The sequence below is a fragment of the SAR202 cluster bacterium genome (assembly GCA_016872285.1).
Taxonomy (GTDB): domain Bacteria; phylum Chloroflexota; class Dehalococcoidia; order Lucifugimonadales.
The window spans coordinates 1-9,588 of record VGZZ01000070.1; the positions used below are offsets into that span (position 1 = coordinate 1).

Below are 9,588 nucleotides of genomic sequence, written 5' to 3' on the forward strand. Positions count from 1 at the left end.
CCACCGCCACCCCCACCCGCGCGCCCACGGCTACCGCCACCGCTACATCGGCTCCCAAAGTCCCCGTCAAGCCTCGGCTGGTCATCGCCCTTCCCCCGCCGGCTGAGCAGCAGACCGTTCCCTACACCCAGTCCCAGGTCTCTGAGAAGCTCAACGCCCAGTACGACCACCTCATAGGCCGCAACATCCTCACCAATGAGGAGCTGCCTGAGCTGGCCACCTCCTGGAGCATTGGCGCCGACGGCAAGACCTGGACCTTCAACCTCAGGCAGGGTGTGCCTTTCTACAAGGACGGCAAGCCTATCCCCGGCTACACCCTCTCCGTACGGGACCTCCAACTCACCTGGGAATTGCTCAACGGTGAAGGCGGACCCTACGGCTCCAAGGACACCCGCAGCCCCGGCGAGTGGACCGCCAGGTTAGGCAGCGTCACAAACAACACCAAGAACTGGCAGTTCCCCAACGACTTCACTGCCATCATGGTCTCCCCCAACATCAACCTTGACATCGGCTTCTTCATGTCCGATGAGTGGGAGTCCGGCGTTATGAGCATCCAGCACTGGACTGCCGTGGGCGGTGAGGCTGGATACCGCGCCGACCCTGTGGGCAACGGCCCCTGGACCTACATGCGCCATTCAGTGAACCAGGATTTCCTGCACAAGCGGGTGGAGAGCCACTACCGCAGGACCCCTGAGTTCCACGAGCGCCATGTCCTCCTGGTTGTGGAAGCCGCCACCCGGCAGGCCGCTCTTCTGGCCAAGGAAGTGGACATCATTCCCCTTATCCGTGCCCAGCGCAACATCATCACTGGCGCTGGCTTCAAGACCTCCCGCTCCACCTTCCCGTCCATTCACCAGGCCATAGGCACGATTTACTACCGAGAGGACGTCTACTGCGTGGACGGCAAGACCCTCCCCGGCACCGTTCCGCCCTGCGGCAAGAGCCCCGGCGGCTATGACCCCAATGACCCCTTGAGAAAGCCCGATGTCCGCCTGGCCCTTAACCATGCCCTGGACAGACCCAGCATCAACACCGCCTTCTTGGCCGGCGGCGGCTTCCCGTCCGTTGACTACTTCCCGCCCTGGCGCTCCGACTTCAAGGACGCTTGGGCCCCCCACCCCGGTCCTGAAGGCAAGACCGGCAAGGCCGGCGGCTATCCCTACGACTACAACCCCACCAAGGCCAAGCAGCTCCTCACCCAGGCCGGGTATCCCAACGGCTTCAACACCATCCTCAACTGCCTGCGAAGCCACAACGTGGTCCCAGAATGGCCTGACATCTGCGAGAAGATCAAGCAGGACTTCGGCGCTGTGGGCGTCAACGTCAGCCTGGAGATGGTTAACGCCTTCGGCGAGTTCCGCAACATCGCTCGCGCTAGAAACCGCCCCAACTGGATGTGGGGCGCCTCGCCCTCCCTGGACCCCATCTGCCGCGCCGTTGAGTTCTCAATGGTGTGGGAGCTGGGCATAGGCTACCGGGAGTTTGAGGAAATCTCCACCTTCTACGCCAAGTGCAAGACCGTCTCAAGCGTCGCAGAGCGCGACAAGATAGCCCAGGAGCTCGGAGACATCTGGGTGAAGAAAGCCTTCACCATCCCCACGTTCTGGGTCACCGCTGAAATCGCCTTCAACCCCAGCGTCGTTGCCGACTATACCGTTAACATGCTACACATGGGCCCGGTCCGCTACCACGAGTACACTAAAGCCGTGACTAAGTAGTAGCTAACACCTCCGTCGGGCCCCTCCTGGGATACAGCAGCGCCCCGAGCCGTCGGGGCGCTGCTGCGTTTAGCGACTTAATAGCTCAGTTCCGATGACCTCCTTAGGGAATTAAGAAGGACAGGGAGCTTATTGGATGCGTATGAATCAAATGAGAAGCCTCTGGTATACTGGGAGCGTTATGGCTATAGAGACTCTTAGAGGCGCGTTTCAGCACCGGGTGCTGCTGCTGACGGACCGGCTGGGTCGAAATCGCAGCCTGGTGCAGTCTATTGGCAACGACGGCCTGGGGTGCGTGCCGCATTTTGGGCTGGAGGGGCTGGCCGAGGGGCTAAGGGATGAGGCGGTGGACGCGGTGGTCGTCGATCTGGAGGCGTGGCGGCCTGAGGAGGTGAGGGGACTCATCGGCAGCTTCCGCGAGGCCAAGCTGCCGGTTCTCGGTGTGGTGGGGGAGAGGGGGATGGAGGAGCTGGGGCTGGAGCTGGATGACGTGGTGTTGCGGCCCCTGCGGCCAGGGGAGATGAAGTACCGGGTAGAGAGGGCTACGGCGCGATTGCAGAGGGCCAAGGGGCCGAAGGTGATGACGAGGGGCGAACTGGTTATCGACCAGGAGCGGTATGAGGTGAGTGTGGGAGGACGGAAGACGCTGCTGACCTACAAGGAATATCAGCTGTTAGTGCTGCTGGCGTCGGCGCCGGGGAGGGTGTTCGGTCGGGAGGCGCTGCTGGCGAAGATATGGGGCTACGATTATTTTGGGGGGACGCGGACGGTGGACGTGCATATTCGGAGGCTGCGGGCGAAGATAGAGGAAGGCGCGGAGACGTATATCGAGACCGTGAGGAACGTGGGGTACAGATTTAAGGCGTAGGACTTACAAACCGCCGCGCCCGCCCACCATACTTGTAGATAAGGTGAGCGGGTTTTTGTTGTGTTAGAATGGGCAGAGTCGGGGCGTAGCGCAGCGGCAGCGCGCCACGTTCGGGACGTGGAGGCCGGTGGTTCAAATCCACTCGCCCCGACCAGCGATTTTTCCTCTCGGCCTTTTCCTCTTTTACCTTTGCGCAGCGCAGGCGGTTAAGTCTCAGCCTGCACCACATCCAATTTTTTGCCGCACTGGGCGCATTTGACGCCAACGACCGCGTTGGGATCATTGGGCTGATGGGGATCGCGGATGGGGATTTGGTAGGCGACCGGGTGGGGGCAGGCGACGCCGCTGCCTTCGGTGGAAACAGCGTTAGCTTCTTCTTGCTGCTTTTTCTCGGAGCCTGAAAAGGGCCAAAGGCGTATCATAAGGGGTCTCCTTTCTTGCTGAGGCTTTGGGGCCTGGCAAGCGACACATAGTTTGAAGGCCTAGAGATGAGTAAAGTTTGAAAAGAGCGATTAACGTCCGTCCCGACTAGCCGATTAGGGTATTTGGCTTGATTCTATTATGTGAATCCACTGCTCCGAATTGTAGATTTGAACTAATCGAGGGCTGGCTTTCAGTTTAGTTACCTTTCCCGGTGATGTTAGCCCGTGTCGCTTTGAAGCAGAAGACCGAAGCGAACTCGCCCAGCGCCAGCGTCAGCTATGCTTATGGATTGTTGACACTCGGAACAAAAGTAACTAGCTTAACGTAGCGACAGGCGAGTCAATTTTGCAATGCAAGGAGTCATTGGTTATGAAGCTTCCTTTTGGCGTGGTGGACGCCGACGGCCATATCAATGAGCCGGAGGACAAGATTAGAGGGTACATTGAGGGGCCGTACAGCGCGTGGAAGAAGCGGATACAGTTAGGCAGCTTTTTCGATAACACACAGGGTGGGCAGCTAGGCGCCCACGGCGGGCCGGGCTTTCCGACGACCAAGGACTGGTTGAAGGCGGCGGACGAGGGTGGCATGGAGATAGTCCACCTCTTCCCGACTACGCTGCTGGCCTATTCGCAGATAACGGACCCCGATTACCTGGTGGCGGTGGGGCGGGCGTACAACAACTACGTCCACGACAACTGGCTGAAGGCGAGCCCTCGATTCAAATCGGTGGCGCTGATGCCGCTGCTGGACGTGGAGGAGTCGGTGAAGGAGATGCGTCGCACGTTTACCGAGCTGGGGTATAACGGGGTGTTTGTGGCGGCGACGGGCTTCGGCCTGCTAGGCGACAAGAAGTTCGACCCCTTCTGGGCGGAGGCGGAGAAGCTGGGGTGCCCCATTGCGATACACGGGGGACACGCGACGGCGGAGTCGGTGCGATACACCAAGTTCATCCAGCGGCACACCATCGGTTTCCCGGTGTCGAACATGATGCAGATGATGCACATGTGCTACGAGGGGACGTTTGAGAAGTTCCCCGAGATGAAGGTGGCGTTTTTGGAGTCGGGCTGCACATGGGTGCCGTACCTGCTGGACCGGATGGATGAGGAGTGGGGCAAGCGGGGCAAGTGGGACGCGCCGAATTGCAAGGAGAAGCCCAGTGATTACATAAAGAGCGATAGGGTGTTCATCCACGCCGAGGCGGCGGAGCAGCTGATACCGGAGGTCATTCGGGTGCTGGGCCGGAATCGTCTGGTTTACGCCAGCGACTGGCCGCACTGGGACAACGAGTACCCTGAGAGCATTGAGGAGATTTGGGAGCGAAAGGACCTGACGTCTAAGGACAAGAAGGCGCTTTTGAGGGACAATGCGCTGGAGTTTTACGGGTCAGGTAAGTAGGGAACACGGAACGTTTGAAAAAGAAGGCCGAGGCTTAACACCTCGGCTTTCTTTTTTGGAGAGAATGGCGGGATTAGGTGTCGTCGTCCCAGGCGGGGTTGAATCGGGCGGCTACCTCCAGGTGATTAACGGGAGCGTCATAGAGGGGCTGGAGGCGCTTCTGGTACTGCTGGAAGAGGGGTAACAACTGCTTGATGGTCCGGGGGTCTTCCTTCAGGCCCAGGTGGTTGAGGGCACTGGCTACGGTGGAGGTGTCGATTTTTTCCAAAGTTGGCTCCTCTTGGTTTGACGGTATGAAATCAAGGAATTTCCTGAAAATCAATCCTTAATCTAAGCGGGATATAATCCCCTTGGCCCCTTCGTTTCGGACGCTTGATGCAGAATACATTCCTTGTCATAAGCGGGGGGCCCTCATCACCCTTTATCTCGCCACGGCGAGCTTACAGCCCTCTTCTCCCGTAGTCGGGAGAAGAGGGAAATAAAAAAGAAATACCACAACCCCCTCCTTCGGTCCGCCAGAGGCGGACTCAGGACGGTCCGATTGCATCGGACTCCGCGATATATGCTTTAAGGTAGCGGAGCGTCTAGCTCCCCCTTCGCCTTTCAGGCCGAAGGGGAAGAACCAGATGGGAAGGGGCCGGGCCCATCCGTTCAAAAGACCTACGGTTTCTCATAAACAATCCCATGATGAAAGAAGGCTCAGAAGTCATTTTCTTCCCCAAGGAGATACTCGGGGCAAGCTCCTCGAAGGAGAAGAGGGAGAACCAGATCAGATACCCACAAGCCCTTGAGTCCAACCATTCCGGGATAATTCACTATCGGCTAAGACCCCTCAGACTTTGTCCTGGACAGATGGGGGCAATATATAGACAAGATGAGCTGCTGTCAAAGGAGAGAAGCCATGGGCCTCCGAATTCGGAGGCCCATGGCTAAGAGCTGCTAGTTGGGGACTATTTAAAGACGGCTTTGGTGTACTCGTGGTCCTTGAGGGGGCCGGCGTTGCTGAGGTCAGGCTGGTATTCGGCTACTACTTTGGGATCGTAGGCGACCTGGGGGTAGATGTAGGCGCCGGGGACGAAGAGGTAGTTGTTGTACATGAAGTTGCCGAACTCGTGGGTGTACTTGGTGATGTCGGCGGGGAGGACGGAGTTCTTGAGGTTGAGGAAGATTTTGTCCAGCTCGTCGTACTCCCACTGGGGAGAGCCGCAGCCCGCCGCCACGTTGCTCATGGGGAAGCAGGTGTTGTTCTGGAAGGCGGAGATGCTGTAGCGGGCGGCGTAGACGAACCGGGCGGCGTTGCGGGCGCGGTACTTGTCGCGGATGGTGCCGAACTCGGTCTGGGTGATCTTGGTGCGGATGCCGGCCTCTTTCCACATTTGGGCGACGGCCTCGCCGATTTCCGGGGCCTCAGGGATGCCGGATAGGGCGGCGACCCAGAAGTCCAGGTCTATGCCGTTGGGGTAACCGGCGTCAGCCAAGGCTTTTTTGGCGCCAGCCAAGTCGTAGGGGTAAACGGCCCACTCTTTCCTGTGGTCCGGGTGGGTGGGGATGAGGCTGAACATGGCCTGAGGGACGGCGGAACTGCCCCAGAAGGTCTTGATGATGAGGCTGCGGTCTATGGCGATGTTAAGGGCCTTGCGGACTCCGACTTTGCGTAGGGGGTCGTTGGCATCGTAGCCGGGGGCGAGAGGCTCCGTCTGGCCAGTTTTGGGGCCGGCGAGGATGGTGCGAGGGCCGTCATAGTACTGGCCGTCGATGAAGATGACGTAGGTGAAGCCCGGGAGGGTGCCGGTGGCGACGCCGTAGCCGCGGCTGGTGGCGTCGGGCAGGAGGGTGCGGGGCACGTCGGAGATGTGGGACTCACCCGTGAGGAGCATGGCCAGGCGGGTGGAGTTCTCAGGCACGAAGATGACTTCCAGCTCGGGGAAGTCGGCGGTCTTGCGCCAGTGGTTGGGGACGCGCTTGTGGAGGATGGACACGCCCTGCTTGTATTCGACGAACTGGAAGGCGCCGGAGCCGATGGGGTGCTTGAGGTAGCCGTCGAAGCCGACCTTGTCGAAGTAGTCTTTGCTCTGGATGCCGGCGATCTGGTTGCGATTGACCCATTCGGCAAGCTGGGCTTCGACCTTGTCGAGCTTCCAGGTGAATTCGTAATCGCTTTTGATTTCGAAGTTTTTGTCGGCGGCGCCGAAGCCGCCCCAGATGGCGGGGAAGAGAGCCTTGTCCTTATCGGCCAGCATTTTGACGGTCTGAACAAAGTCTTTGGCGGTTAGCTCGGTGCCGGTATAGGTGGGTGTGGAGTGGAACTTGATGCCCTGGCGAAGTTTAAAAGTCCAGTTCTTGCCATCGGGCGTGAGGTTCCAGGATTCGGCCGCCCAAGGCTCATTGGCGCCGGTGGTCTTATTGACGGTGACGAGGTGTTCGTAAATGGGGACGAGGAAGCCGCCGGAGCTGGAGGAGTGGTTCCAGAGGCCCAGGTGCTGATAATCAGGCACAGGAACGGAGACTTTGAGGCGAGAGGAGACGGGAACCTTGGCAGCCTGAGTCGGCGTGGGAGTGTTGGTGGGGGCAGGCCGGGAGGTGGCGGTGGGCGTAGGCTGGGGAGTCTGGCCCGGGGCCAGGGTAGCGGTGGCGGTGGGCGTGGCCGCTTAGGTGGTGGGTGTGTTGGTGACGGCGGGCCGCGTAGCTGTGGGGGTGGTGTCATCGCCGCAGGCCAGGATGAAGAGTGTGAGGGCGGCGAGGGCCGTTACGGCCAGCAGGCGGTGTCTATGAGAGGGGAAGGGCAGGTTCACGGCAAAGTCCTCCAAGGACAAGAATTTCTGGGATTAGGTTTCGCGAGAGGCAATTCCGAGCAGTATAGGGATTTGAAAAAAGAAGTGTCAATATAAAGAGGGCCTAGGTAATTAGCAGAGCGCCCCGATGCCTATAAGGCATCGGGGCGCTCTGCCATCTACTGATTAAGACGCGGAGCTACTTATACACCGGCTTAACTTCTTCCAGGAGTTCCACGGGTCCCGCATCTATCATCTTTCCGTGGTACTCAGCCACCACCTTGGGGTTATACACCGCCTGGGGCATAAGGAAGGCTATGGGCACAATCAGGTAGTTATCGTACATGAAGTTGCCTACTTCGTGGGTGTACTTGGTTATGTCTTCCGGCGTCACCGAGTTGTTGAGCTTCAGCCATATTTGGTCCAATTCGTCGTATTCCCACTGAGGGGAGCCACAGCCGCCGACTACGTTGCTCATGGGATAGCAAGTGTTGACCTGGAAGGGCTGAATGCTGTACCGCACTGTGTAGGCCAGCTTGCCAATATTCCTGCCGCGCCAGCGGTCACGCAAGGGTGCTATATCCGTCTGAGTCAGCTTGGCGTTGATGCCGACTTGCTTCCAGTGTTGAGCAATAACCTCTGCCACCGATGGGATTTCAGGCACGCCGGCGACGGTGTAGGTAAAGAAGTCTATGTCAACACCATTGGGATGCCCGGCGCTGGCTAAGGCGGCCCTGGCGCCTGCCTGGTCGTATGGGTATGGGGACCATTCCTTCCTATGGTCTGGGTGGGAGGGAACCAGGCTGAACATAGACTGAGGAATGGCGGCGTTGCCCCAGAAAGACCTGATGATCTCCTGGCGATTCAGGGCAAGGTTCATGGCCTTGCGTACGTCCTTCTTTCTTAAAGGGTCGTCCGGCGAGTAGCCCCGGGCGACCGGCTCTGTCTGACCCATCTTGGGGCCAGCCAGGATTGGGCGGGGTCCGTCGTAGTACTGTCCGCCGATGAACACAAAGACCGTCAGTGACGGCAGTGGTCCCGACACCACGTTGTAACCTCTATCCCGAGCCTGGGGCAGCAGTGACCTGGCCACGTCCACTATGGAGGCTTCGCCGGTCAGCAGCATGGCCAAGCGGGTAGCGTCTTCGGGCGAGAAGACGTACTCCAGCTCGTTGAAGTAGGGCGGCTGCCGCCAATGGTTTTTTACTGCGGAATACACGATGCTTCTACTGGGCTGATGGCTCAGAAATTTCCAGGGGCCGGTGCCCACGGGGTACTCCTGGTACCTCTGGTCGCCCACGGCGTCCCAGTAGTCCTTGCTGATGATGCCAGCCAAGTTTCTGCGCGCCATCCATTCCGCGATTTGTGCCTGGGGGCCGTTCATCTTCCAGTTCAACTCGTAGTCGTTCACAATCTCAAAATTGCTTTCTGCTACACCGAAGTTCCGCCAGATTGACGGGTTCAACGACGCGTCGGACCCCAGAGTTTGCACGGTATGCTTCACATCTTTTGCTTTGAATTCGGGGCCGGTGAAGTTTGGAGCGTCGTGGAACCTAACTCCCCTCCGCAGGCTGAATGACCAAGTCTTTCCGTCAGGAGACATTTTCCAGCCTGTAGCCAGCATAGGTTCGCTGGGTCTACCCGTTGTCCAACTACGATCGATCAGGTGTTCATACACCGGCAGGACTCCCTGATTGCTCCGCCACATGGCTAGCGGTATGTACTGGGGAGGCGGGACCGCCACCTTTAGCCGGGACTCCACTGGAATTTTGGGGGCACTGGTGGGGGTAGGCGTCGGCACGGCCGTAGGGGTGGCCTGGGCAGTGACGCCAGGCGCACTGGTGGCAGTTGGGATAGCTGTGACGGCGGGTGCAGAGGTAGGTGTGTTGGTGGCGGCGGGCCTAACGGTGGCGGTGGGTGTAACGCCGGTTGTGGGGGTGGCGTCATCGCCACAGGCGAGGATGAGCAGGGTAAATACGGCGGCCAAGGATACCAGCAGCAAAGCGCTTCTTCCGGTTTTAACCATTAGCTTCCCCTCTCAAATCTTTATTTTTTTACGTGCTAGAAGCCTCAGCGGATGTGGCCTATGAACCTTTTTTGATCTTGTAGAACTCCAGGGCATTGTCCCTAAGGATAGCCTTTTTATCCTTAGCAGTCATGTCCTTGCGGTCATAGATATCCAGGATGCTCTCGGGGTACTCATGGTCCCAGTGGGGCCAGTCCGAGGCGTACATGAGCCGGTTCTGTCCCATCTCCTTAATGACCTCGGGGATAAGATGCTCGGCGGCCTCAGCGTGGACAAAGACGTTGCCGCTGTTTATGTACTCGGAGGGGTCCTTCTTGCAGAGAGGCGTCTCAAACCAGCCGCGCTTCTCCCACTCCTCGTCCATGCGATTGAGCAGGTAGGGAACCC

At 58.9% G+C, this 9,588-nt stretch carries 8 protein-coding genes and 1 tRNA gene; 4 read left to right on the forward strand and 5 right to left on the reverse strand.

Features of this window, described 5'->3' with window-relative positions:
- From FJ320_12440 to FJ320_12450, 3 genes are all read left to right on the forward strand, one after another.
- Positions 1 to 1,718: ABC transporter substrate-binding protein (locus FJ320_12440; protein ID MBM3926758.1), on the forward strand; the 1,718-nt coding region annotated here is incomplete at its 5' end.
- A 181-nt stretch (positions 1,719 to 1,899) separates the two neighbouring features.
- Entirely contained in the window at positions 1,900 to 2,586 is a 687-nt protein-coding gene (locus FJ320_12445) for a response regulator transcription factor (protein MBM3926759.1), read from the forward strand.
- A gap of 79 nt (positions 2,587 to 2,665) precedes the next feature.
- Positions 2,666 to 2,740 (forward strand) — tRNA-Pro (locus FJ320_12450).
- Positions 2,741 to 2,792: 52 nt separating this feature from the next.
- On the opposite strand, the gene FJ320_12455 is transcribed toward FJ320_12450, so the two are convergent.
- Positions 2,793 to 3,008: a hypothetical protein gene (locus FJ320_12455; protein MBM3926760.1), complete on the reverse strand. Its 216-nt coding sequence runs from the start codon at positions 3,006 to 3,008 to the stop codon at positions 2,793 to 2,795.
- A 370-nt stretch (positions 3,009 to 3,378) separates the two neighbouring features.
- Here FJ320_12455 and FJ320_12460 point away from each other — a divergent pair, with 370 nt between their 5' ends.
- A complete protein-coding gene (locus tag FJ320_12460; GenBank protein ID MBM3926761.1) occupies positions 3,379 to 4,404 on the forward strand; it encodes an amidohydrolase in 1,026 nt (341 codons plus the stop codon).
- A gap of 73 nt (positions 4,405 to 4,477) precedes the next feature.
- On the opposite strand, the gene FJ320_12465 is transcribed toward FJ320_12460, so the two are convergent.
- The 4 genes from FJ320_12465 to FJ320_12480 all read right to left on the reverse strand — a co-directional run.
- Complete coding sequence (locus tag FJ320_12465) at positions 4,478 to 4,672, reverse strand: hypothetical protein (GenBank protein MBM3926762.1); 195 nt, start codon at positions 4,670 to 4,672, stop codon at positions 4,478 to 4,480.
- A gap of 682 nt (positions 4,673 to 5,354) precedes the next feature.
- Complete coding sequence (locus tag FJ320_12470) at positions 5,355 to 7,025, reverse strand: ABC transporter substrate-binding protein (protein MBM3926763.1); 1,671 nt, start codon at positions 7,023 to 7,025, stop codon at positions 5,355 to 5,357.
- 349 nt (positions 7,026 to 7,374) lie between these two features.
- Positions 7,375 to 9,201, reverse strand: a complete 1,827-nt coding sequence (locus FJ320_12475) for a hypothetical protein (protein ID MBM3926764.1) — start codon at positions 9,199 to 9,201, stop codon at positions 7,375 to 7,377.
- A gap of 58 nt (positions 9,202 to 9,259) precedes the next feature.
- Positions 9,260 to 9,588, reverse strand: a 329-nt coding sequence (locus tag FJ320_12480; protein ID MBM3926765.1) for an amidohydrolase, incomplete at its 5' end; no start/stop codon positions are given.

What these genes read in the sequence shown, in the direction of transcription:
- FJ320_12445 (MBM3926759.1), top strand. Translation starts at nt 1,900, where the DNA reads ATGGCTATAGAGACTCTTAGAGGCGCGTTTCAGCACCGGGTGCTGCTG.
- FJ320_12455 (MBM3926760.1), bottom strand. Translation starts at nt 3,008, where the DNA reads ATGATACGCCTTTGGCCCTTTTCAGGCTCCGAGAAAAAGCAGCAAGAA.
- FJ320_12460 (MBM3926761.1), top strand. Translation starts at nt 3,379, where the DNA reads ATGAAGCTTCCTTTTGGCGTGGTGGACGCCGACGGCCATATCAATGAG.
- FJ320_12475 (MBM3926764.1), bottom strand. Translation starts at nt 9,201, where the DNA reads ATGGTTAAAACCGGAAGAAGCGCTTTGCTGCTGGTATCCTTGGCCGCC.